A 24,248-nucleotide genomic window follows, 5' to 3' on the forward strand; every position below is an offset into this window, starting at 1 on the left:
TTCGATGACCTCCACCGAAAGCCACAGCCCCGCCGACGGCGCACCCATCAAGCTGGTGAGTCGCGTCTCGGCCATCAACTGGAACCGTGTGCCCGACGAGAAGGATGCCGAGGTCTGGGATCGACTCACCGGCAACTTCTGGTTGCCCGAGAAGGTGCCGGTGTCCAACGACATCCCGTCGTGGAACACCCTCACCGAGTACGAGAAGCAGCTGACCATGCGGGTCTTCACCGGCCTCACGCTGCTCGACACCATCCAGGGCACCGTCGGTGCGGTTTCGCTGATCCCGGATGCGACCACGCCACACGAGGAGGCGGTGCTCACCAACATCGCGTTCATGGAGTCGGTGCACGCCAAGAGCTACAGCTCCATCTTCTCGACGTTGTGCTCCACCAAGGAGATCGACGAGGCATTCCGCTGGTCGGAGGAGAACGAGCAGCTGCAGCGCAAGGCGCAGATCGTCATGGACTACTACCGTGGCGACGACCCGCTCAAGCGCAAGGTGGCCTCCACACTGCTGGAGTCGTTCTTGTTCTACTCGGGCTTCTACCTGCCGATGTACTGGTCGAGCCGCGCCAAGCTCACCAACACCGCAGACCTGATCCGCCTCATCATCCGCGACGAGGCTGTCCATGGGTACTACATCGGCTACAAGTACCAGCGCGGTCTCGAGGTGCAGTCGCCGGAACGTCGTCAAGAGCTCAAGGATTACACGTTCGAGTTGTTGTTCGAGCTCTACGACAACGAGTCCGACTACACCGAGTCGCTCTACGACGAGGTCGGGCTGACCGAGGACGTCAAGAAGTTCTTGCGCTACAACGCCAACAAGGCGTTGATGAACCTCGGCTACGAGGCGATGTTCCCGCGCGACGAGACCGATGTGAACCCGGCGATCCTCTCCGCGCTGTCGCCGAACGCCGACGAGAACCACGATTTCTTCTCCGGCTCCGGCAGCAGCTATGTGATCGGCAAGGCGGTCAACACCGAGGACGAGGACTGGGACTTCTGAGGCGGCATTCGGTGTCCTGAGGCCAGCGCAGTATCTGGGCGGGTTCTGGGACTGATGTTGCGGTGATCTCGCCTGCTGGAGGCTCTCGAGATCAGTTGTCCCGCAAGCGCGTATAGAGCAGATCGAGCGTGTCGAGTGTCTCGCCGACGTCGGCGGGTGAGATACCGGAGGCACGCAGCGCGCTGCGCAGTGCGTCACCGTCGAGATCCATGAGCGGGTTCATCGGCGGCGGTGCCGGCAGTGGCGGCAGCGTCGCGTGAGTGCCGTAGAAGTCGATGACGGGTGCGGCGGCAGTGTCGTCCTCCGTTCCGAATCGGTCGTCGCCCGAACGACGCGACGCGGCGTCGAGCAACTCCGACAGATCGGTACCCATGACGGTGAGCAGTGTGGTCGGGTTGCGGTCGATCTCCGCGGCCACCTCGTAGGCCACGCACAGGACGTGGATGCAGCGAGGTGCCTCGTCGGGGCAGGTGCAGTCGGCCGCGATATCCGCGGATTCGGTCGGCAGCAGCAGTTCTCCCAGCGCGGTCGGCTGTTCGCCGCGGGTGAGGGTCATCAGGTCGCCTGCCGCGTCACGGTGCCGCAGCAGATCCACCACGGTGCCGGCATCGACGGCGCGCATGGTGAGGGTGACATCGAACGGATCGAGTTGACTGCCGCGCACCGACGCACTGACCGACGCGGCGCCGATGTGCAGTCGGTGCGCATGCCGGTCGCGGAAATACCTGCGGGCCTGTGTGATCCGCCGTCGATCGGGCTCGCCGGACCCGGCGCCCTCCACGACGTCGACGAATGCCCGACCCCAGCGGGTCACCCCGTACCCGCGGGTCGATCCCGGCCCGCGGGTACGGCTCGCACGGCCGGCGCCGGTCCGTCCGGGGCTCACTCGCTCACCGCCTCGTCACGCAACCGGAACAGGTCGAAGAGCTCATCGTCGCCTAGTTCGGTCAGCCAGTTCTCTCCGGAACCGACGGTGAGTCGGGACAATTCGCGTTTCGCGGTGATCATCTCGTCGATGCGCTCCTCGAGGGTGCCGACGCAGACGAACTTGTGCACCTGCACCCGTTGCTGCTGACCGATGCGGTAGGCGCGGTCGGTGGCCTGGTCCTCGACCGCCGGGTTCCACCACCGGTCCACGTGCACGACCTGATTGGCCGCGGTGAGGTTCAGTCCGGTGCCACCGGCCTTGAGGGTGGCGATCATCGCGGGTGGGCCGCCGTCGGACTGGAAGTCGGCGACGAGTGCTTCGCGGTCGGACCTCGACAGCCCGCCGTGCAGGAGGGGGACCGGCGCGCCGAGTTCGGTGCCGAGCCAGTCCGAGAGCAGTTCGCCGAACGCCGCGAACTGGGTGAACACCAGCGCCCGGTCACCTTCGGCGGCGGCCGTGGTGAGGATGTCGACGAGCAGTTCGACCTTTCCGGACCGATGTCTGTTGCGACGCAACAGCGCCGAACCGTCGGCCAGGTAATGCGCAGGATGGTTGCACACCTGCTTGAGGCGGGTCAGTGCGGCCAGGATGTTGCGTCGCCGGATGGTACGTTGCTGTTTGTTGCGCAGGGCCTCCATCAGTTCGTCGATGACCGCACGGTAGAGCGCAGCCTGCTCCACGGTGAGGTTGGCGCGCACGGTGAGGTCGGTCTTCTCGGGGAGATCGGTGATGATCGAGGGGTCGGTCTTTTCTCGGCGCAGGATGAACGGGCGGGTGAGACCGTTCAGACGGCGGATCGCATCCGGGTCGCGGTCGCGTTCGATGGGTTCGGCGAAACGGGCACGGAACCGTGACGCGGAGCCGAGTAGCCCAGGATTGACCAGATCGATCACGGCTCGCAGGTCTTCCAGTCGGTTCTCCACGGGCGTTCCGGTCAAGGCGATCCGGTGGTCGGCCGGAACGGCCCGAATCGCCTTGGCGGCCTTGGTCGCGACGTTCTTGACATGTTGTGCCTCGTCCACCACGACCCGCCGCCATCGGTGTGCGCTGAGCGTCGCACGATCTCGGGTCGCGATGGCGAAGGTGGTCAGAACCACATCGGTTCCGGCATGCACTGCGCCGAACCGGGTGCCGTCGGCGCGCTCGGTGCCGTGGTGCACCACGACGCGCAGGTGTGGGGCGAATCGTGCGAGTTCACGCTCCCAGTTCCCGACCACCGACATCGGGCAGATGATCAAGGTGGGGTCGGGTGATGTTGCGCTGTCCTTCTCGTGGCACAGCAGGGCGATGATCTGGACGGTCTTTCCCAGGCCCATGTCGTCGGCGAGCACACCTCCGATCCGGTTGGCGGCCAAGTACGCCAGCCAGTCCAGGCCGCGGCGCTGGTATGGCCGCAGCTCGGCGTGCAGCGCCGCAGATGGTTGCACCGGCGCCGGGCGTAGCGTGCCGCCGTCGGCGAGGTCGTCGAGCCACGCCAGGCCCTCGATGGCGGTGACCGGTACCGGCACGGTGTCGACGATGAGGTTGAACAGCTCGCCCACGTCGGCCGGGTGATCGGAGACCGATTGTGCGCGTTGGGCTACGACGAACGCGGCCGCTCGCGTCAGCGCGGCACCCTCCGCACGCACCCACAGGCCGCGCACGCGAACGATGTCGCCCTGACGGGCGGCGAGCGCGGCCAGGTCGGCGTCGGACAAGGTCAACGCATCCGGGCTGTCACCCAATGCGAGGCGCCACTCGAACTCGTCGATCTCGGCGACCCCGATCTGCGCGGCCCGTTGGGCGCTTCCGGCGACCGGCCGGGCACGCAGACCCAGGGTCGGGCGCACCTCGGCGATGGTGCGGGGCAACAGCACCGGGCAGCCCGCGGACGCCAACGCGGATGCCGCCCCCGAGAACAGCGCCTCGACCATCGGGGTGGTCAGCAGGAAGTCGAGTGTGTGGCGATCCGGTTCGGCCTGGCCGAGTTCGGGAAATGCCCGCACGGCGGCGGCCAGGCCGGTGGTGACCCGGTCGAGTTCATGCGAGTCGAGATGATGGGGGACCACCGGGACCAGACGGCCGTCGTCGATCCGGCGACACACCTGCAGCCGCCAGCGTTCCGCGGGTGGTGGTGACCACCGATCCGGTTCATCGGATTCGTCGGGTTCGTGCAGCCGCAGGATGACGGTTGAATCACCTTGGGGAGCAGTGGAACTCCAGTGTGTCCAGGCGGTCGACGAGGTGCGCAGTCGGCTCTGGGTCGCGGCGGGCAGCGCGGGCGGGTTGGGGCCGAGAGCATCGACGAGCCATCTTCCGGGCCCCTCGACATCGCCGACGGGACCCGTCGCGGCGATGCGTCCACGGCATTCATGGTCGACGAGCTCGGCGATGAAGTCGGTGACCGCCGCCATCCCGCCATTCTCGAGCACCACCGAGGGGACGGTGGAGGGCAGGACCGCCGTCCAGCCACGCCAGGCCGATGTCTGCGCGGTCTGCCATCGGAGCATGGCCTCACCGTCGACGTCGGCCACCGTCGGAGCCACGGCGCCGGCCGCGACGAAACGGCGGACCCCGTCGAGCACATATCGGTACCACGCGATCTCACCGCTCACCGGGTGATTACGGCTCAGATCGAGCAGGGCGACGGTGGCCGCGACGCCCAGCGACAGGGCGGCGACGAAATCGCGGTGACCGGCCGCGTCGATGACCGGTACCGAGGTACGGAACCGCCTCGCCGACAACAGGTCCGCCAGGGGCTCGGGGAGTGGCGGCAACGCGTCCGCACCCGACTCCGACCACACTGACTCCGACGACCCCGACTCCGACGACCCCGACTGCGACCACCCCGACTGCGACCACACTGCACCCCCGGAACCCGGTCGCCACAGCAGATGCAGTGGCAGCGCGGAGGGCCCGGTGTCCGTGGCATGCGAGCCCACGGTGTCGGTGGTTCCCGCCCTGGTCATGGGCCCACCTTAATGGTGGGCTCCGACGTGGTGACGTGGCCGTCAGGCCGCCGCGTCCACCTCGTGGAGTCTGCCGGTGGCCACGTCGAAGACGAAACCACGCAACGAGCTCGTCTTGGTGATGAACGGGCTGGTCCGAATGCGCTGGAGGGATTGGCGGACATCTTCGTCGAGATCGGTGAACGACTCGGCTGCCCAGTTCGGCTTTTGGCCGATCTCGTTCTGGATGTCGCGCGCGAAGTCGTCGTCGGTGAACGTCAGCATGCCGCAGTCGGTGTGGTGGATCAGGATGATCTCGGTGGTGCCCAGCAGACGCTGGCTGATGGTCAGGGACCGGATCTCGTCGTCGGTGATCACCCCTCCGGCGTTGCGGATCACGTGCGCTTCGCCGTCGTGCAGGCCCAGGATGCGGTAGACGTCCAGCCGGGCGTCCATGCAGGCGACCACAGCGACGTGTTTACTCGGCGGCAGGGGGAGGGGGCCGGTGAAGGACTTCGCATAGTCGGCGTTGTTGGCCAGGTACTGATCGGTGACGGTCATGCGTCGATCGTTCTCGCACGGCGTCCAGGCCGCGAGAGTTTGGCCCACTGTGAGCGATTTCGGACGGCCCGGGCAGGCTCAGGCAGTCAGGCGCTTCCGCCGACGCCACCGTTGGGCGCCAGCTCGGCGATGCGGTCCAGGTCGGTCTCGGTCAGAACGAGCTCGGAGGCAGCGATGTTCTGCGCGACCCGGTTGGTGTTGCGCGAACCCGGAATAGGGACGACGTAGTCCTTCCGTGCGAGGAGCCAAGCAAGTGCGAGCTGCGAGAGTGTCGCGCCCTTGCTCTGGGCGAGGCGCGTCAGCTCCCGAACGATGTCGACGTTTGCTGCAAAGTTCTCGGGCGCCCACCAGGGGATGAATTGCCGGAAGTCGTCGGCCGTGTAGGCGGTGCGGGGCTCGACTGAGCCGCCCAGGAACCCGCGGGCGAGCGGGGAGTACGCGACAAGACCGATCCCCAACTCCTCGAGTACCGGAAAGAAGGTCTCCGACTCATGGGCGAAAATCGAGTACTCGGCTTGCAGGACCGAGATCGGGTGGACGGAATGCGCTCGGCGGACACCTTCGGCGTCGGTGTTGGACAGACCGAGGTAGCGCACCTTGCCGGCGTCGACGTACTCCTTCATCACGCCGACGACCTCTTCGACAGGAACGTTCGGATCAGGGAGATGTTGATAAAGAACATCGATGTGGTCGACATCGAGGTTGCGCAGGCTGTCGTCGACGACCCGGCGGATCTTGTCCGGGCTCGAGTCGGGTACGAAGCCCCGGCCGGGTTCGAACTCGATGCCGAACTTCGTCGCGACGGTGATCTCGTCACGGAACGGGGCGACCGCAGCGCCGAGGAGCTTCTCGCCGTCGCCCCATCCGTACATGCGTGCGGTGTCGAAGTGAGTGGTGCCGAGTTCGAACGCACGTCGGATCGCCCCGATGGACTCGGTGTCATCGGACGGGCCGTAGCCGATCGCGGTGCCCATCGTGCCGTACCCGATTTCTGCGACTACCAGGCCTTGTTGCCCGAGGATGCGCTGCTGCATGTGAATCTCCCAGTGGTCATACCAAACAGTTCGGTTTGATGGTACGCGCAGAAGGCCTGTTTCCAAACTGAACGGTTTGGTTTGTACGCTCGGGGCATGGCACGTGAGAGCAACTCCACTCACGATCGAATCCTCGCTGCTGCGACGACCGAGTTCGCGGAGCACGGAATCGCTGGTGCGCGGATCGAACGTATCGCCAGATCGGCTCAGACCAGCAAGGAGCGCGTTTACGCCTACTTCCGGAGCAAGGATGAGTTGTATCGCTTTGTCGCGGCCCGCGAGCTCGAGGCAATGGCGACGGCGGTTCCACTCGAGCCGAAAGATCTACCCGGTTATGCCGTCCGTCTTCATGACCACGCCGTCGAACATCCCCAGCGGCTTCGTCTCATGCAGTGGGGTCAACTCGAGATGGCTTCGGACACAGCCGACGGCGACCCCTATCAGATGATCGTCCAAGGCAAAATCGAACAGCTCCGGCGAGCTCAGGAGGCCGGCCAGCTCGAGGAGAGTTGGGACCCCGCGGATGTGCTCGTCTTCGTGAGTCAGTTGGCCACATCGTGGGCAGGCCAAGTCGACCTCGTGCCGGCGGGCCCCGAACGCAGCGCGTTCCTGGTATCGCGCCGCCGAGCCATCGAGACTGCGGTGCAGCAGCTCTTCCCCCGCCACACCGACTGACCAGCACCACCGCAGGGAACCCGCGTTTCGGGCTGGTGCGCGGGAAAAACCCAGGGGTCGGTGGAGATGCGCGGTCCCTCGCGGCCCTCAGCGCCAGTCGGCGAGGAGTTCGGTGGTCCGCTGGGCGAGATTCACCTGCCACAGAGGCCCGAAGCTGATCCGACCGACACCGAGTTCGGCCAGATGCGCGCGCGATCCCTGCGCTGGGTCGGCGATCGCGTTCACCGGTAGCGGCAGTTCGGCGGTGAGTCGTCGCTGAACTTCGTCGGTGTGAAAGCCGACCGGATAGAGCGAACTCGCGCCGGCCTGGGCGCACAGGATGAGCCGCTCGATCGCGCGGTCCACACGGTCGGATTCCTCGCCGACCTGTCTGAGGAACAAGTCGGTGCGCGCGTTGATGACGAGCGGGATGCCCGCATCGTCGGCAGCGGCACGCAGAGCACCGACGAGATCGGCGTGCTCGCCTGCCTCGCGCAGGCGCCCACCCTCGGAGTGCACGGTGTCCTCGATGTTCAGCCCCACCGCACCGACCTCCAGCAGGCCGTCGACGAGACGTTTCGGCGATTCCCCGTAACCGGACTCGATGTCGATCGAGAGCGGCACGTCGACCGCATCACCGATCTGACGCACCCGCGTCAACAGTTCGTCGAAGGTCATGCCCTCGTTGTCGGGACGTCCGATCGACTCGGCGACCGGATGGCTGCCGACGGTGAGCGCGGCGAAACCGGCCGCGACCGCGAGGTTGGCCGACCACGCGTCCCAGACCGTCGGGAACACGCCGGGATCACCGGGACGGTGCAAACCCAGCAGTGTCCGGGCCTGGCCTGCCAGATCACGAGTTGCCATCGAGGGATCCCTTCACGTCGTTGAGTACGAGCCATGCGGCAGCCAGTCCGGATGTCTGATACCAGATCTCGTCGTCGACGGAGAGGACGCGTTTCCACGTCGGCGCACCCATGTCCAGCCAGCGGTCGTCCAGCAAGACCTCTTTACCATGTGCGAGCCCACGTTCGCCCTGGAAACTGACGTAGATGAGGTCGGCGTCGGCGTCGGTGAAATTCTTGTCCGTCAGCGTGAACGACGACGGGGTCCGCTGCGGTGCCGGGCGTTGGATGCCGATCTCGGCGAGGATCTGTCCGGCGAACGTGTCGGTGCCGGCGATCATCTCCGAGTCGCCGGTGAAGCGCACCAGTGAGACCTGATTGTGCGCGGCATCCATCCGGCGGCCGGTCTTGGCGGTCTCGGTGTGGAACTCGTCGAGTAGTCGGGTACCGGCCTCGGTCCGGCCGAGCGCCTCGGCGACCGATCGAAACCGCTCCTGCCAACCGTCGCCGGAGGCCACCGTCGCGACGTGCGCGTCCCCGAACGATTTCGCGGTGGCCTCGGTCCGCGGTGTGGTCAGGACGACGTCCGGGTCGGCCTGATCGGCTGCCCGTGCATCGGGGGTGGCTCCGATCACCGGTACCGCGCCCAGTTGCGGGCCCAGATAGGTGGGCACCGCACCGTCGGCGGCGATGGCCGTCACCTTCGGGCCCAGGCCCAGCGCGCACACATCATCGAGGAGGGCCGGGTCGGTCACCACGATCCGGGCGACGTCGGCGACGCCGGGATCCGGTGCGGTGGGAGCCAGACAGGTCTGCGTCAGGTCCCGGTCGGCGTTGACGATGTTCACCTCGGCAACGCGCGTGGTGACAGTCGAGATCGGGCTCCCGTCGGGAGTCGTCAGCGGCGTCTCCTGGCTGCATCCGGCCAGCGCGAGCAGCGCCAGCGCCGACGTCACCGCGCCGATCGTCCGGGCCACGCCGTTGCCACACCGTCGGGTCGTCGGGGTCGGGATCTCACCGCTGCGCTGCACGCGATCACGCTAGCAAGGCCGCGGGGCGGTGCCGCCCATGGTCGGTGCGCCACGCGGCACACCACGATCCGGCCTCGGGTCAGCGGGAGGCGCGTCGTCGCATTCGGGGTACCTGAACTGTGCCTTCGTGCCTGGCCGGGAATCAATTACGACGGATCGTAGGACCCACTCGGTCACCGCCTTGTCGAGGGTTTAGGATCAGTTACCAGCGCTCGGTTTGTTCATGTGGCGAACGCAGGGAAACGGCAGTTCACCGGCCCCTGACGGTCGCGCAACGAGGAGGATCTGTGACCGCGGTTGACCAGCCCACCACGCAAGTGGCTCCAGTGCGTCCGTTCCCGGAGCGCTATCAGCCCAAGGGTTCGTTCATCTACAAGCTGCTCACCACCACCGATCACAAGCTGATCGGCATGATGTACATCACGGCCTGCTTCGTCTTCTTCCTCATCGGTGGCCTGATGGCGCTGCTGATGCGTGGCGAGCTCGCCCACCCCGGCATGCAGTTCCTGTCGACGGAACAGTTCAACCAGCTGTTCACGATGCACGGCACGGTCATGCTGCTCATGTACGCGACGCCGATCGTGATCGGCTTCGCCAACTTCGTCCTGCCGCTGCAGATCGGTTCGCCCGACGTCGCGTTCCCGCGACTGAACGCCTTCGGCTTCTGGCTGTTCGTGTTCGGTTCGACGATCGCGATCAGCGGCTTCCTCACCCCGGGCGGCGCCGCCGACTTCGGCTGGACGGCCTACACCCCGCTGACCGACGCGATCCACTCGCCCGGCGTCGGCGCCGACTTCTGGATCATGGGTCTCGGTGTGTCCGGTCTGGGCACCATCCTGGGTGCGGTCAATATGGTGACCACCGTGGTCTGCCTGCGTGCTCCCGGTATGACGATGTTCCGCATGCCGATCTTCACCTGGAACATCCTGATCACCAGTGTGCTGATCCTGCTCGTGTTCCCGCTGCTGACCGCCGCCCTGATGGGGCTGGAGGTCGACCGACAGTTCGGCGCCCACCTGTACGACCCCGCCAACGGCGGTGTGATCCTGTGGCAGCACCTGTTCTGGTTCTTCGGTCACCCCGAGGTGTACGTCATCGCCCTGCCGTTCTTCGGCATCGTGTCCGAGGTCTTCCCGGTCTTCTCGCGTAAACCGATCTTCGGCTACTCGGGTCTCGTCTACGCGACGATGGCGATCGCGGCGCTCTCGGTCGCGGTGTGGGCGCACCACATGTACGTCACCGGCGCGGTGCTGCTGCCGTTCTTCTCGTTCATGACGTTCCTCATCGCGGTACCGACCGGCGTGAAGTTCTTCAACTGGATCGGCACGATGTGGCGAGGTCACATGACCTTCGAGACACCGATGCTGTTCTCGGTCGGCTTCATCGTCACGTTCCTCTTCGGTGGTCTGACCGGTGTCCTGCTCGCCAGCCCGCCGCTGGACTTCCACCTGTCCGACAGCTACTTCGTGGTCGCGCACTTCCACTACGTGCTCTTCGGCACCATCGTGTTCGCCACCTACGCCGGCATCTACTTCTGGTTCCCGAAGATGACCGGACGCATGCTCGACGAACGGCTCGGCAAGATCCACTTCTGGCTGACCTTCATCGGTTTCCACGTGACCTTCCTGGTGCAGCACTGGCTGGGCAACGAGGGCATGCCGCGTCGGTACGCCGACTACCTGCCGTCCGATGGCTTCACGACGCTGAACATGATCTCCACGACCGGTGCGTTCATCCTCGGCCTGTCGACCCTGCCGTTCCTGTGGAACGTCTTCCGTAGCTACCGCTACGGCGAGGTCGTCACCGTCGACGACCCGTGGGGCTTCGGCAACTCGCTCGAGTGGGCCACCAGCTGCCCGCCGCCGCGGCACAACTTCACCGAGCTGCCGCGCATCCGGTCCGAGCGTCCTGCGTTCGAGTTGCACTATCCGCACATGATCGATCGGATTCGTGCCGAGGCGCACGTGGGTGCCGGGCACAGTGAGGGTCGCGATCGGGCCATGGAGGACATCCGTCGAGATCCTCTGACCACCGGTGATCACGAGGCATCCGGCGACCCGGATCCCCGCTGACGTCCCCGACCGACGCGAACTCGTGCCGAAAGAATCGGGCGACACGACAGTTCTGATCACCGTCACCGGACCGGACAAGCCGGGGGTGACCTCCGTGCTGATGGGCGCTCTGGCGAGCGCGCAGGTGAGCCTGCTCGACGTCGAGCAGGTGGTCATCCGCGGACGGCTCACCCTCGGTGTCCTGGTCTCGACGTCGGGAGATCCCGAAGAGTTGCAGGACGTCGTCGAACAGGCCATGGCATCGATCGGGATCGATGTCATCGTCGAGGTGGGTGCCGATGCGGCCAACCACAGTCCGTCGAGTCATGCTGTCGTCGTTCTGGGAAGTCCGGTCAGCGCCAAGGCATTTCGCGCTCTGGCGGCCGCACTCGCCGACCAGGGCGGCAACATCGACTCGATCCGCGGGGTCGCCGACTATCCGCTGACCGGGCTGGAACTCATGGTGAGCGCCGACCGCGACGACGTGGCGGCCGATGCGGCGCTGCGTAAGTCACTGGCCGCGGTTGCCGCGGCGCACGACGTGGACATCGCCGTCGAGCGGGGCGGCTTGGCCCGGCGGGCCAAGCGGCTGATCGTGTTCGACGTGGACTCGACGCTCATCCAGGGCGAGGTCATCGAGATGTTGGCGGCACGGGCCGGACGCGAGGCCGAGGTGGCCGCGGTGACCGAGGCCGCCATGCGTGGCGAGCTCGACTTCACCGAGTCGCTGCATCAACGGGTGGCCGCACTGGCGGGTCTGGACGCTGCGGTCATCGACGATGTGGCCGGGTCCCTGCAGCTGACACCGGGCGCGCGCACCACGATTCGCACGTTGCACCGGCTCGGTTATCACTGCGGTGTGGTCTCCGGGGGTTTCCGGCAGGTCATCAACGACCTCGCGCACGAGCTCGAACTCGACTTCGTGCGTGCCAACACCCTCGAGATCGTGGACGGCAAGTTGACCGGGCGAGTTGTCGGCGAGGTCGTGGACCGGGCCGGCAAGGCCCGCGCGCTGCGTTCGTTCGCCGATCAGGTCGGGGTGCCGATGGAGCAGACGATCGCGGTCGGCGACGGGGCCAACGACATCGACATGCTCAGTGTGGCGGGACTCGGCATCGCGTTCAACGCGAAGCCTGCGCTGCGCGAGGTCGCCGATGCGGCGCTGAGTCATCCGTTCCTCGACGCGGTGCTGTTCATCCTCGGCGTCACGCGCGACGAGATCGAGGCGGCAGACGCGGCCGACGGAGTGTTGCGTCGGGTTCCGTTGAGCTGACCGACGTTTGTCGGGATTGTTCAATCCGACACGTGGTCGGCGACAGATGATCTGGGTACCGATCACCGACCGAGAGGACAACCGAGATGACTTCTGATTCGACTATCGCCAAGCTGGCCATGGTGACCCTGGACTGTGCCGACGCCGCGGTGTCCGCCGAGTTCTGGTCGACGGTGCTCGGCTGGGAGATCACCGCTGCCGGTGACGGTTACGCGATGATCACCGGCCCCGGCGCACCGGCCGTCGGATTCGGCACGGTTCCCGACTATCAGGCGCCGGCGTGGCCCAACCCTCACGGCTCCAAGCAGTTCCACTTCGATCTCGCCGTCGACGATCTGGACGATGCCGCGCGACGGTGCGTCGATCTCGGTGCCACGGTGCCGATCGAACAGCCCGGCGAGACCTGGCGGGTCCTGCTCGACCCGGCCGGCCATCCGTTCTGTCTGACGCGGGCCGAGAACTGGGGCTGATGCCTGTGGCCGACAGCGCAGCTGGCATCGATGGTCCTGCCGCCGATGACGACGGCGGTGCCTTCCACGAGGGTGCCTTCGACGATGCCTACGGGCGTCTCGTCGACTACGTCGGTGGCGGTGCGGACCCGTCCGATCCGGCCGACGTGTTGGCGATGCAGATGGTTCTGCGGATCGAGAAGACCGACCCACCCGACCGGTCCGAGCTGCTGACCGCGGCGGGCCGTGCGGTCGCATTGCTGTGTCTCGACGACCGGTCCGGCGCCGACGGTCCGTGGGCTGCGCCGATGGACGACTGGTGCGGCGCGCGCATCCGCAAGATCGCGCGCCGCGCCCGCGGTGCGCAATGGGCTGCAGCGCAAGAGGTCTGGGGGCTGTCCGTCACCGAAGGTGCCGCCCAGGCGCGGGCGATAGTGCCAGGCCGGGTGGGTGACGTCGACAAACGGATCTCGCGCCTACAGATCGGTGGAACCGATATCGGTGGCGCGTTGTCGCAGGCGCGGCCCGAGCACGGGGTGTGCCTGTGGATCAACCCCGATCTGGAGATGACGGTAGGCAAGTGCGCCGCTCAGGTCGGTCACGGTGCGATGCTGGCGGTTGCGCTGATGTCGTCGACGCGGGCATTCGAATGGCGTTCGGCAGGTTGCCCACTGGTCGTCCGGGAATCGTCGTCGGCGCGCTGGCAGACGCTCCTCGCAGCCGACGCCGGAGGCACCGCGGTCGCCGTGCGGGATGCCGGTTTCACCGAGATCGCACCGGGATCGGTGACGGTGATCGCGGAACTGTTGTGAGCGGCACCCGCGAAGCCAACAGGCAGACGCGGATGACGCATCACACGGTCGTGACCGGAGGATCCGCGTTCGGCCGCCCGGTCGCAGGTGCGGCGTCGGCTGCCGGAGCGAGGTGACCGAAGGTGTTGCGCCACACCGACCGATCCGGTGCCAGCGACGCGACGATGAGTTCGTCGGCGTCGGCATGTCCGGTGAACCAGTCCAGGTAGTCGCGGACCTGGGTGGGGGTACCGACCCCGCAGTAGGTGAGCATCGAATCGACCTGACGGCCCTGGGGCATCTCGTCGAGGATCATGTCCGCCTCGGCGTCGGTGAACCGACGTTCGCGAGCGAACAGCGCGTTGACACGCTGGCGCTTGGCCTGGCGTAGCTGGTCGTGTGCGATCGCCTCGTCGTCGTCGACGATCGCCCCGACACCGGCGATCACATACGGTGCCTCGTGCTGGTCGGACGGCCGGAACTCGCGCCGATACAGAGCCACCGCCTCCTCGAGTGCCTGCGGGGCGAAGTGGGAGGCAAAGGCGTACGGCAGACCCAGCGCCGCCGCCAACTGCGCGCCGAACAGCGACGATCCGAGGATGTAGAGCGGGACATCGGTGCCGTCGCCGGGTGTCGCGGCGACGCCCTCGACGCGCGACTGGCCGCGCAGGTAGCCCTGCAGTTCCAGGACGTCCTGGGGGAACCGGTCCGCCGACGCCATGCTGCGGCGCAGCGCCGCGAACGTCTTCTGGTCCCCGCCGGGAGCGCGCCCCAGCCCGAGGTCGATCCGACCGGGATGTAGTTCGGCGAGCGTGCCGAACTGTTCGGCGATGGTCAACGGGGCATGGTTGGGCAGCATCACGCCCCCCGACCCGAGCCGGATGGTGTCGGTGTGGGCGGCCACATGCGCGATGAGGACGGCGGGAGCCGCCGACGCAATGGTGCGCATGTTGTGATGTTCGGCGTACCAGATGCGCGAATACCCCCACGATTCGGCGCGCCTGGCGAGGTCGACGCTCGCGGCGAAGCTGTCGGCGACGGTCTCTCCGGGGCCGACCTGGGCGAGGTCGAGAATGGACAGATCAACACTCATGTGTGGTTCAAGGCCAGATCGGCGGTGTGTATTCCTTTGGCGCCGAATACGTGTCACACCGCTGCACGCGTGGGGGTCGGCGGTGGTGCACGATAGGGGAGTGACCAACGCCAGTGACGTGACCACCGACGACGCCGTTCCCGAGTCCGACCCCGATCTGCTGATCGACTTCCGCGACGTCACCCTGGTGCGGGGTGGCAACACCCTGGTGGGCCCGGTGACCTGGCAGGTCGAGCTCGACGAACGCTGGGTGGTGATCGGCCCCAACGGTGCGGGCAAGACATCGCTGATGCGGTTGGCCGGTGCTCAGGTCCACCCCACGTCGGGCACCGCGTTCGTCCTCAACGAGACCCTGGGCAAGGTCGAGGTGCGCGAGCTGTCCACCCGGATCGGTGTGTCGAGCGCCGCATTGGCCGAACGCGTCCCCGCCGACGAGATCGTCAGCGACGTGGTCATCTCGGCCGGGTACTCGGTGATGGGGCGCTGGCGGGAGGCCTACGACGACGTCGACCGTGTGCAAGCCGTGGAGTCCCTCGAATCCATGGGTGCCGAGCACCTCGCCGACCGGCGATTCGGGACCCTGTCGGAGGGCGAGCGCAAACGCGTGTTGATCTCGCGTGCGCTGATGACCGACCCCGAGCTGCTGCTGCTCGACGAACCTGCCGCCGGCCTGGATCTCGGTGGTCGCGAGGAGCTCGTCGATCGGCTCGCCCGTCTGGCGAGTGATCCGGAGGCTCCGGCGATCGTGTTGATCACCCATCACGTGGAGGAGATCCCGTCCGGATTCACCCACGCCCTGCTGTTGTCCGAAGGTGCCATCGTGGCCCAGGGCTTGCTCGACGAGGTGCTCACCAGCGAGAACCTCTCGGCGACCTTCCGCCAGCAGATCACCCTGAGCCAGGTCGACGGACGATACTTCGCCCGCCGGACCCGGCGCCCCGGCGGCCATCGCCGTGCGGGTGCCTGACCGGCGGGCGCCGGCTCACGACAGCTAGGGTCCATCCTGGGACAGATCGTCTCGAGGAAGAGGTGTTGTGATGACCGCATCCGAGTCCGAGCCCGCGCCGTTGCGTGACGCGTCGACGGTGGTCCTGGTGCGCGACGGTGCCGACGGCATCGAGGTGTTCCTGCAACGACGGGTTCGCCAAATGGCGTTCGCCGGGGGTGTGACCGTGTTCCCCGGGGGCGGCGTCGACCCGCGTGACGCGGATGCCGACATCGCCTGGGCCGGTCCCGATGCGCAGTGGTGGGCCGATCGGTTCCACACCGATCCGAAGTCGGCGCAGGCGCTGGTGTGTGCCGCGGTGCGCGAGACGTTCGAGGAGTGCGGTGTACTGCTCGCCGCCGCCGACGACGGCGAGTTCCCGCAGCCGCAGGCTTTCGCGGTCCAGCGCGGCCAACTCGTGGACAAGTCGCTGTCGTTCGGTGAGTTCCTACGCGCGCAAGGACTGACCCTGCGGGCGGATCTGCTGGCACCGCTGGCGAATTGGATCACGCCGATCATCGAGAAGCGTCGTTACGACACCCGCTTCTTCCTCGCCGCGATGCCCGAGGGGCAGTCCGCCGACGGGGAGACCACCGAGGCCGAGGTGGCCGGCTGGGTGGGCGCGCAGGCTGCGCTCGACTCGTGGGTGGCCGGCGATCACATCCTGCTGCCGCCGACCTGGGCGCAGTTGCGGCACCTGGCCGGGTTCGCCACGGTCGGCGAACTGTTGGCGGAACCGCACGTCGTCGAGCCGATCGAACCGTCGATCACTCCGGGTGCCGGTATCGCGGGCCTCAAGTTCCCGCAGTCGGATCTCTATTTCGCCGTGGCCGCCGACCGCGAGGTGCCCGGGCTCAGTCGCTGACCTCGTCGGTGAGTACACCGGCTGCGGCGGCGCGACCGGCGAACAGCATCAGGATGTCGCGCACCGGGGCCTGCACCGTCCGTCCGTGTCCGACGTCGAGGTCGGTGTCGGTGGCGACGAACCGCACGCCCGGGTGATCGCGGGCCGGGTGGAACGGAAAACGCTTGGGCCACAGGCGCACAGCAGCGGCGACAGCGGCATCCGGGGGCATCTCCCGGTCGATCCCGAGGGGGACGGCGATGTCCTGGCCGTGTACGAGGACATCGAGCAGTGCGTCGAGTTCGGTGGTGCCGATGGCATGACGACGTGAGCCGACCATGGCGCGCAGTAGCGTGGGTGTCTGTGCGGCCGGTGTCGGGGCATCGACGGCGTGACGCCGGATCATCACGTCGAAACGGAAGCCCGATCGGACGGCGGCCCACACGACCTTCGTCGGGGAGCCGTGTGCCTGGGTCAGGTGTACGGCGACGTCGCGTACCGTCCATCCGGCGCACAGTGACGGTGTCCGGAACTGGTCGGGGGAGAAGGTCTCGATCAGATCCGCGAGATCGAGCCGCTGGGCGTCGATGTGGCGCCAGACGGAGTCGCTGTCCATGACGTCGCTGTCCATGACCGACCTCCAGTGCAGATGGTCAGCAGCGCTCTTAGCCTAGACCGGTGATCCGGTGTATCACCAGCGACGATTCACCGGTCCAGGTCGACGATCTCGTCGACTTCCGTGTCCTCCGCTGCGGTGGGGTCGTCGCGGTCGTCACGGTCGGCCCACTCCAGCAGAGTGTCGATCCGGTAGGCGACGTCGTCGATCTCGGAGTGCAGGTCGCCGAGGTCGGCGAAGCGGGCGGGCATCGTCGCGATGGTGAAGTCGTCCGGTGCGACGTCGTCGATCTCTGACCACCGGATCGGTGCCGACACGGTACCCCGTGGGTTACCGCGTACCGAGTACGCCGATGCCATGGTGTGGTCGCGGGTGTTCTGGTTGTAGTCGACGAACACCGCGGCCGGATCACGATCCTTGCGCCACCACGTCGTGGTCACGTCGTCCGGGGCGCGGCGCTGTACTTCGCGGGCGAAGGCCAAGGCGGCCCGGCGCACCTGAGGAAATCCCCAGTCGGGCACGATCCGGACATAGATGTGCAGCCCGCGACCGCCGGAAGTCTTCGGGAAGCCGCGCATGCCGAGCTCGTCGAGGATCTCCTCCACCACGTGGGCGACGCGTTGGATGCGGGAGAACGGGCAGTCGGGCATCGGGTCGAGATCGATGCGCCACTCGTCGGGCGATTCCGGGTCGTCGCGGCGTGAGTTCCACGGATGGAACTCGACGGTCGACATCTGCACCGCCCAGATCACGCTCGCGAGCTCGGTCACGCACAGCTCATCGGCGGTCCGGCCGTAGCGTGGGAACCAGATCTCGACGGTCTCCAGCCAGTCCGGTGCACCGGAGGGGACACGTTTCTGGTGCACCTTCTTCTCGCTGACGCCCTTGGGGAAGCGATGCAGCATGCACGGTCGCTCACGCAGGGCGCGGACGATCCCGTCGCCGACGGACATGTAATAGTGGGCGAGATCGAGCTTCGTCTCGCCGCGTTCGTCGAAGTAGACGCGGTCCGGACTCGACAGTCGGATCGTCCGGTCACCTGCGCGGAGTTCGACGGGTTGGCCCGCGTCCGACGATGCCTTCGCCATGTGCACACTCTATGGCCTGCGCAACACCCTCGGGTGGGCTAACGGTAGCCTTCGACCATGGCTGAGTTCGTCACCCTCGAGACATCCGATGACCATCCCGGTGTGGGCACCATCGCGCTGCACCGGCCGCCGATGAATGCGTTGAACCGCCAGGTACAGCGCGAGCTCGCGGCCGCCGCCGAGGAGGCCACACTGCGTGACGACATCAAGGCAGTGGTGATCTACGGCGGTCCCAAGGTGCTCGCGGCGGGCGCCGACATCAAAGAGATGACCGACATGAGCTACGCCGAGATGAGCAAGGTCGCCGGGCGTCTGCAGGCCGATCTGGGTGCGATCGCGGAGATCCCCAAGCCGACCGTCGCGGCCATCACCGGATACGCGCTCGGCGGAGGCCTCGAGGTGGCATTGTCGGCGGACCGCCGTATCGCCGGGGACAACGCCAAACTCGGCGTGCCGGAAATCCTGCTCGGGGTGATCCCCGGCGGTGGCGGGACCCAGCGTCTGGCGCGGCTCGTCGGGCCGGCGAAGGCCAAGGACATGATGTTCACCGGACGTTTCGTGGGTGCCGAGGAGGCGCTGTCGATCGGGTTGGTCGACGAGGTCGTGGCCCCCGACGAGGTCTACAACGCCGCACTGGCGTGGGCCGATCAGTTCCGCGACGCGGCGACGGTGGCCCTGGCGGCCGCCAAGAAGGCCGTCGACGAAGGGCTGGGCGTGGATCTGACGACCGGCCTGAAGATCGAGGAGCATCTCTTCGCAGGTCTCTTCGCCACCGAGGACCGCGTCATCGGGATGAAGTCGTTCGTCGAGAACGGCCCCGGCAAGGCGAAGTTCACCGGTAAGTGACCTGCTGACCGACACCGACCACGAGGAAGTAGCCGAGCAATGACGACGAACGTGACCGACGGGCCCGCGACCGGTGGCGCCGATCCGGCCCCGAACCCGCATGCCACCGAGGAACAGGTGAAGGCGGCGCTGGAGGACACCAAGCTGGCCCAGGTGCTCTACCACGACTGGGAGGCCGAGACCTACGACGACAAGTGGTCGATCTCCTACGACGAACGCTGCATCGACTATGCGCGTGGACGTTTCGACCAGGTCGGCGACGACGCCGACCTGCCGTATGGGCGGGCCATGGAATTGGGCTGTGGCACAGGATTTTTCCTGCTCAACCTGATGCAGTCCGGAGTCGCGGAGAAAGGATCGGTCACCGATCTGTCGCCCGGCATGGTCAAGGTGGCCCTGCGCAACGCGGAGAACCTCGGGCTCGACGTCGACGGCCGCGTCGCAGACGCGGAGAAGATCCCGTACGACGACAACACCTTCGACCTCGTCGTCGGACATGCCGTGCTGCATCACATTCCCGACGTCGAGCAGGCGCTGCGCGAGGTGTTGCGTGTCCTCAAGCCCGGCGGCCGTTTCGTGTTCGCCGGTGAGCCGACCACCATCGGCGACTTCTATGCACGGTGGATGAGCCGCGCCACCTGGGCTGCTACCACCAACATCACCCGTCTCGGGCCGCTGCAGTCGTGGCGTCGGCCGCAGACCGAGCTCGACGAGTCGTCGCGGGCGGCGGCGCTGGAAGCGGTCGTCGACATCCACACCTTCGACCCGGCCGACCTCGAACGTATGGCGACCGACGCCGGTGCGACGCAGGTGAAGACCGCAACAGAGGAGCTCGCCGCGGCGATGCTCGGCTGGCCGGTGCGCACCTTCGAGGCCGCGGTGCCCGCGGAGAAGCTCGGCTGGGGCTGGGCCATGTTCGCGTTCAACGGGTGGAAGAGGCTGTCCTGGCTGGACGAGAAGGTGCTGCGGAAAGTGGTGCCGCCCAAGTTCTTCTACAACGCCATCGTGACCGGCACCAAGCCGCGGTGAGTCGTCTCGGCGGCTGATGGGATTCCGGTTCGGGCCGCAGGAGGTCACGTTGCTGCGGTCGGACCGTGGACGTGATGCGCTCGCGTCTGCCGAGACATTCGATCTCACCAAGGGATCGATGCTCGCCGACCTCTCCGCGCTGCGGGCGCGGTACGCGCCGTTCGAGGGTGCGCTGATCGAGACCGTGCTCTGCCGACGGCGCGCCCGGGAGAAATTGCGCGGCGCCGACGACATGCTGTTCACCGACGACGCGGTGCAGCAGGCGACGGCGAGTGCGGTGGCCGCGCACCGCGCCGGTGAGATCGCCGCACGATTCCCGGGTGCGGTGGTCCACGACGTCACCTGTTCGATCGGCGCCGAACTCGTCGAGATGGCGGGGCCCGAAGGGATATCGAGAGTCATCGGCAGCGATCTCGACCGGGTGCGGCTGTCGATGGCCCAGCACAACTGTGCGGCACTGGCATCGGCGGCGACACTTCTCGTGGCCGATGCGCTGACGCCGACCTCCACGGCCGATGTCGTGATCGCCGACCCGGCACGCCGGTCGGGCGCGGGACGCGTGTTCCGTCTCGACCAGCTGACCCCGCCGCTGCCGGAGATCCTGGCCACGTACGCGGGGCGGCCGGTCGCGGTGAAGTGTTCTCCGGGACTGGACTACCGCATGCTGCGCGAACGCTTCGGCTTCACCGGTCAGGTGCAGATCGTGTCGCTCGACGGGGCGGTCCGGGAGGCCTGCCTGTGGACCGGACGAGACGGTGAGCCGGACCGGCGCGCCACCGTGCTGCGTACCGGCTCCGACGGTTCGACGCACGTGTACGAGGTGACCGCCGACGACGCCGACGACGTGCCGAGTGGCGAGGTCGGGGAGTGGATCATCGATCCCGACGGTGCGGTGGTGCGTGCCGGGCTGGTGCGCCAGTATGCGCGCCGCCACGGACTCTGGCAGCTCGATCCGCAGATCGCCTATCTCACCGGTGACACGGTGCCCGCGGGTGAGCGAGGGTTCCGCGTCGTCGAAACCGTCGGCGTGTCGGACAAGGAGCTGCGCAAGGCACTGGCCGCCCACGATTGCGGCAGTCTCGAGATCCTCGTCCGCGGACTCGACGTGGATCCTGACCGATTGCGTAAACGCCTCAAGCCCAAGGGATCACGACCGCTGACCCTGGTACTCACCCGCATCGGACGCAAAGGTCTCGGTTTCCTCTGCGAGCAGGGTGTGCGGTTCTGACCGACGGGGCCGGATCGCGGCGCACAGCACGGCCGCGACGACACACAGTCCGGCGGCGACGTGGAATGCGTTGTCGTAGCTGCCCTGGGCGTCGCGGATGTACCCGGCGCCGAACGATGCGACGGCGGCACCGAGTTGATGTGAGGCGAAGATCCAACCGAACACCACCGGGGTGTTGGCGCCGAAGTGCTGCCGGGCGATCGCGATCGTCGGCGGCACCGTGGCCACCCAGTCCAGGCCGTAGAAGATGATGAACACCCACGTGCTCGGCTCCGCCTGCGCGGAGAGCAGCATCGGCAGGACCAGCAGAGAGGCGCCGCGGCCGATGTAGTAGATCACGAGCAGTAGCGGGGCATCGACGCGGTCGGTCAACCAACCGGAGAAGATGGTGCCCGCGACGTCGAAGATGCCGATCGTCGCGAGCAGCGACGCGGCCAGCGTCGTGGGCATCCCGTGATCGTGTGCGGCGGGGATGAAATGCGTGCCGATCAATCCGTTCGTCGTCATCCCACAGATCGCGAAACTACCTGCCAGCAACCAGAATGCCGGTACGCGTGCCCCCTGCACGAGTCCGGACGCCGCTGCACCGAAGGTGCCGTTCGGCAGCGGTTCTTCTGCCGCGTCCTGATCGGCGCCGTAGGCCACCGCACCGACGTCGCGTGGATGATCGCGCACACCGAAGACGACGAGTGGGATGACCGCGAGCGCCGCGATGGTGACCAGGATCGACGCCGATCGCCATCCGTGCTCGGTGGTGATCGTGGCGACGACCGGCAGAAAGATCAGCTGACCGGTGGCGCCTGCCGCGGTGAGGATTCCGGTGACCAGGCCGCGCCGTGCGACGAACCACCGGGTGGACACCGTCGCGACGAAACCCATCGAGATCGATCCGGTACCCAATCCGACGAGCACGCCCCACAGCACGAGCAGCTGCCAACCGGCGGTCATGAACACACCGAGGCCGGTCCCCGCGGCGATGAGCACGAGCGCGCCGACCAATACCGGGCGGATCCCGAACCGGTCCATCAGGGCGGCGGCAAACGGGGCGGTGACGCCGAACAGCACCATGTTGATCGACATCGCCGCACCGATGGTGGCGTGTGACCACCCGAACTCCATGTGCAACGGATCCATCATCACGCTCGGCACGGCGCGGAATCCGGCCGCACCGATGATCGCCACGAAGCTGACCCCCGCGATCACCCAGGCCCAGTGTGGGCGGGTGATCGTCATCGTTCTCACCATGTCGATCATCTTCGGGGATGTCGCCCTGGCGGCGACAGTGGCATGATTGCCAATATGTCGGAAGATTCTGCCAACCCCGTGCCGCACCGCGTGGTGGTGCTGTGGGTGCCCACGATCATCGGGTTCGACGCCACCATCCCGTCGCTCGTCTTCGGTCAGGCCGCCGACGCGCAGGGGCGTCCACTCTACGAGGTGATCACGTGCAGCATCGAGCGTGGACCTCTCGAAACCACGACCGGATACGGGATGATCGCCGCCGCCGGACCGGAGGTACTCGCCGACGCGGACACCGTCATCGTCCCAGGGACGCGATGTGCCCCGGCTCGCCGCAGCGGTGTGCTGCCCGACGGACTCGCCGCCGCGCTCGACACGATCCGCCCCGATGCGCGTGTCGTCTCGATCTGCACCGGCGCCTTCGTCCTCGCCGCGGCAGGCAGACTCGACGGGCGCCGGGCCACCACTCATTGGCGCTACGCCGACAACTTCCGCCGACTGTTCCCGCAGGTGCATCTCGACGAGTCGGTGCTGTTCGTCGACGACGGCGACGTGCTCACCTCGGCCGGGTTGGCGGCAGGTATCGATCTGTGCCTACACATGCTGCGCCGCGATCACGGCACCGCGGTCGCGAATGCCGTTGCGCGACATTGTGTGGTGCCGCCGTGGCGTGAAGGCGGGCAGGCCCAGTTCATCGACCGGCACCTACCGGAGGTGGACGGCCGCAGCACGGCCGTGACGCGGGACTGGGCGGTGGCCAACCTCACCGAAACGTTGTCGGTCGCGCAACTGGCCGCTCACGCGGGCATGAGTTCGCGGACCTTCAGTCGTCGATGCCGAGAGGAGACAGGCCTCTCACCCGGCGCATGGGTGCTGGCACGTCGGGTCGATCGCGCACGCGAACTCCTGGAGGACGGCGCCCTGTCGGTCGACGACGTGGCGCAGCGATCCGGTCTGGGGTCGTCGGACAATCTGCGACATCATCTGCGGCGAGATCTGGGGATGTCTCCGTCGGCGTATCGGAAGACGTTTGCGGGCAACCGGATTGCCGCGATGTAAAGGACAGCTTGACAATAACCTTGTGTCAAGGGATCGTTTACATCATGGACGAGGTGGTGGATCTGGCCCGCGAGATCGAGCGGTACGCGCACAGCATCGGCATGGGCGCCGTCGGAACAGCAGGTGAGGCGCTGTCCAAGGTGCACGACGCCTGTCAACTCGGCCGTCACGCCGAGGACCTTGTCAGCGTGACGGCGCGGGCCGCGCGCGATCACGGATGTACCTGGCAGGAGATCGGCGACGTTCTCGGCACGACCCGTCAGGCGGCCTTCCAACGGTTCGGCAAGCCCATCGACCCCAGGACGGGAGAACCCATGCTCAAGACGCTCATACCGCACGCAGATGTGATGGCGGTCGATCTCTGCGAACATATCCGCCGCGGTGACTGGGACACTGTGGTGTCGCGGTTCGGCCCGACGATGGCCACGACACTCGACGCCGACGGCCTGGCGGACGCGTGGGCGTCGGTGGTCGCGGTGGGTGGCGAGGTCGAGGCCACCGGTGTCCCGTTCGTTCGCCTGCACGGTCTGCACACGATCGTCGACCTCCCCGTGGAGCAGGAAGCCGACGAGATCACCATGCGGATCGCCTACGACGACACCGGAAAGATCGCCGGGCTGTTCTTCCTCACCCGCGACATCGCCGACCGGTCCCGCTGACCGGGTCGG

General features: G+C 67.1%; 23 protein-coding genes. 13 read left to right on the forward strand and 10 right to left on the reverse strand.

All coding sequences use genetic code 11. The features are described from left to right. Positions 1–4: 4 nt before the first annotated feature. Positions 5–1,009 carry a class 1b ribonucleoside-diphosphate reductase subunit beta gene (gene nrdF / locus AAFP35_RS19530; protein ID WP_419223298.1) on the forward strand — a complete coding sequence of 335 codons (1,005 nt, stop codon included), beginning with the start codon at positions 5–7 and terminating at the stop codon, positions 1,007–1,009. 91 nt (positions 1,010–1,100) lie between these two features. On the opposite strand, the gene AAFP35_RS19535 is transcribed toward nrdF, so the two are convergent. From AAFP35_RS19535 to AAFP35_RS19550, 4 genes are all read right to left on the reverse strand, one after another. After that, a complete protein-coding gene (locus AAFP35_RS19535; RefSeq protein ID WP_419223299.1) occupies positions 1,101–1,895 on the reverse strand; it encodes a hypothetical protein in 795 nt (264 codons plus the stop codon). Continuing rightward, positions 1,892–4,885 carry a DEAD/DEAH box helicase gene (locus tag AAFP35_RS19540; protein WP_419223300.1) on the reverse strand — a complete coding sequence of 998 codons (2,994 nt, stop codon included), beginning with the start codon at positions 4,883–4,885 and terminating at the stop codon, positions 1,892–1,894. The genes AAFP35_RS19535 and AAFP35_RS19540 overlap by 4 nt, the downstream gene beginning before the upstream one ends. Before the next feature lie 42 nt (positions 4,886–4,927). Then, the gene (locus AAFP35_RS19545; protein WP_419223301.1) at positions 4,928–5,425 is read right to left on the reverse strand and encodes a beta-class carbonic anhydrase; all 498 of its coding nucleotides are present in this window, start codon (positions 5,423–5,425) and stop codon (positions 4,928–4,930) included. A gap of 86 nt (positions 5,426–5,511) precedes the next feature. Further along, complete coding sequence (locus tag AAFP35_RS19550; RefSeq protein WP_419223302.1) at positions 5,512–6,459, reverse strand: aldo/keto reductase; 948 nt, start codon at positions 6,457–6,459, stop codon at positions 5,512–5,514. A 96-nt stretch (positions 6,460–6,555) separates the two neighbouring features. Between AAFP35_RS19550 and AAFP35_RS19555 the strand changes: the two genes are divergently transcribed. Beyond that, complete coding sequence (locus AAFP35_RS19555) at positions 6,556–7,134, forward strand: TetR family transcriptional regulator (RefSeq protein ID WP_419223303.1); 579 nt, start codon at positions 6,556–6,558, stop codon at positions 7,132–7,134. 87 nt (positions 7,135–7,221) lie between these two features. On the opposite strand, the gene AAFP35_RS19560 is transcribed toward AAFP35_RS19555, so the two are convergent. Beyond that, the gene (locus AAFP35_RS19560; RefSeq protein ID WP_419223304.1) at positions 7,222–7,980 is read right to left on the reverse strand and encodes an isocitrate lyase/PEP mutase family protein; all 759 of its coding nucleotides are present in this window, start codon (positions 7,978–7,980) and stop codon (positions 7,222–7,224) included. Beyond that, positions 7,967–8,935, reverse strand: coding sequence for an ABC transporter substrate-binding protein (locus tag AAFP35_RS19565; protein ID WP_419223406.1), 969 nt, complete (start codon positions 8,933–8,935; stop codon positions 7,967–7,969). The genes AAFP35_RS19560 and AAFP35_RS19565 overlap by 14 nt, the downstream gene beginning before the upstream one ends. A 341-nt stretch (positions 8,936–9,276) precedes the next feature. Here AAFP35_RS19565 and ctaD point away from each other — a divergent pair, with 341 nt between their 5' ends. From ctaD to AAFP35_RS19585, 4 genes are all read left to right on the forward strand, one after another. Next, complete coding sequence (gene ctaD / locus AAFP35_RS19570; RefSeq protein WP_419223306.1) at positions 9,277–11,061, forward strand: cytochrome c oxidase subunit I; 1,785 nt, start codon at positions 9,277–9,279, stop codon at positions 11,059–11,061. Between the two features lie 22 nt (positions 11,062–11,083). Beyond that, positions 11,084–12,313, forward strand: a complete 1,230-nt coding sequence (gene serB / locus AAFP35_RS19575) for a phosphoserine phosphatase SerB (protein WP_419223407.1) — start codon at positions 11,084–11,086, stop codon at positions 12,311–12,313. An 86-nt stretch (positions 12,314–12,399) separates the two neighbouring features. Next, complete coding sequence (locus AAFP35_RS19580) at positions 12,400–12,783, forward strand: VOC family protein (RefSeq protein WP_419223307.1); 384 nt, start codon at positions 12,400–12,402, stop codon at positions 12,781–12,783. Next, entirely contained in the window at positions 12,783–13,574 is a 792-nt protein-coding gene (locus AAFP35_RS19585; RefSeq protein WP_419223308.1) for a peptidyl-tRNA hydrolase, read from the forward strand. Before AAFP35_RS19580 ends, AAFP35_RS19585 begins: the two co-directional genes overlap by 1 nt. 40 nt (positions 13,575–13,614) lie before the next feature. Here AAFP35_RS19585 and AAFP35_RS19590 read toward each other — a convergent pair whose 3' ends face one another. After that, positions 13,615–14,646: an LLM class flavin-dependent oxidoreductase gene (locus AAFP35_RS19590; protein WP_419223309.1), complete on the reverse strand. Its 1,032-nt coding sequence runs from the start codon at positions 14,644–14,646 to the stop codon at positions 13,615–13,617. A gap of 100 nt (positions 14,647–14,746) precedes the next feature. Here AAFP35_RS19590 and AAFP35_RS19595 point away from each other — a divergent pair, with 100 nt between their 5' ends. Next, a complete protein-coding gene (locus AAFP35_RS19595; protein WP_419223310.1) occupies positions 14,747–15,613 on the forward strand; it encodes an ABC transporter ATP-binding protein in 867 nt (288 codons plus the stop codon). Between the two features lie 70 nt (positions 15,614–15,683). Beyond that, a complete protein-coding gene (locus AAFP35_RS19600) occupies positions 15,684–16,496 on the forward strand; it encodes an NUDIX hydrolase (RefSeq protein WP_419223311.1) in 813 nt (270 codons plus the stop codon). Here the strand turns inward: AAFP35_RS19600 and AAFP35_RS19605 are convergent. Then, positions 16,486–17,091, reverse strand: coding sequence for a maleylpyruvate isomerase family mycothiol-dependent enzyme (locus AAFP35_RS19605; RefSeq protein ID WP_419223408.1), 606 nt, complete (start codon positions 17,089–17,091; stop codon positions 16,486–16,488). The genes AAFP35_RS19600 and AAFP35_RS19605 overlap by 11 nt on opposite strands. A gap of 89 nt (positions 17,092–17,180) precedes the next feature. After that, positions 17,181–18,179, reverse strand: a complete 999-nt coding sequence (ligD, locus tag AAFP35_RS19610) for a non-homologous end-joining DNA ligase (RefSeq protein WP_419223312.1) — start codon at positions 18,177–18,179, stop codon at positions 17,181–17,183. A 57-nt stretch (positions 18,180–18,236) separates the two neighbouring features. Between ligD and AAFP35_RS19615 the strand changes: the two genes are divergently transcribed. From AAFP35_RS19615 to AAFP35_RS19625, 3 genes are read left to right on the forward strand one after another with little or no spacing between them, the layout of a single operon-like run. Further along, positions 18,237–19,025 (forward strand): enoyl-CoA hydratase/isomerase family protein, encoded by a 789-nt coding sequence (locus AAFP35_RS19615; protein ID WP_419223313.1) that lies wholly within the window; start codon positions 18,237–18,239, stop codon positions 19,023–19,025. 39 nt (positions 19,026–19,064) lie between these two features. Continuing rightward, positions 19,065–20,054, forward strand: coding sequence for a class I SAM-dependent methyltransferase (locus AAFP35_RS19620; protein WP_419223314.1), 990 nt, complete (start codon positions 19,065–19,067; stop codon positions 20,052–20,054). A gap of 16 nt (positions 20,055–20,070) precedes the next feature. Further along, on the forward strand, positions 20,071–21,282 hold the full coding sequence (locus AAFP35_RS19625; RefSeq protein WP_419223315.1) for a THUMP-like domain-containing protein: 1,212 nt from the start codon (positions 20,071–20,073) through the stop codon (positions 21,280–21,282). On the opposite strand, the gene AAFP35_RS19630 is transcribed toward AAFP35_RS19625, so the two are convergent. Next, positions 21,202–22,515, reverse strand: coding sequence for an MFS transporter (locus AAFP35_RS19630; RefSeq protein ID WP_419223316.1), 1,314 nt, complete (start codon positions 22,513–22,515; stop codon positions 21,202–21,204). The two genes, AAFP35_RS19625 and AAFP35_RS19630, sit on opposite strands and share 81 nt — an antisense overlap. A gap of 66 nt (positions 22,516–22,581) precedes the next feature. Between AAFP35_RS19630 and AAFP35_RS19635 the strand changes: the two genes are divergently transcribed. Together AAFP35_RS19635 and AAFP35_RS19640 are read left to right on the forward strand one after the other, a co-directional pair. Then, positions 22,582–23,580, forward strand: a complete 999-nt coding sequence (locus AAFP35_RS19635) for a GlxA family transcriptional regulator (protein ID WP_419223317.1) — start codon at positions 22,582–22,584, stop codon at positions 23,578–23,580. 44 nt (positions 23,581–23,624) lie between these two features. After that, positions 23,625–24,239, forward strand: a complete 615-nt coding sequence (locus AAFP35_RS19640) for a DUF3887 domain-containing protein (protein WP_419223318.1) — start codon at positions 23,625–23,627, stop codon at positions 24,237–24,239. Positions 24,240–24,248 lie beyond the last annotated feature (9 nt).

Origin of the sequence: Gordonia sp. CPCC 206044, assembly GCF_048537895.1 — a bacterium.
Classification (GTDB): Bacteria; Actinomycetota; Actinomycetes; order Mycobacteriales; family Mycobacteriaceae; genus Gordonia.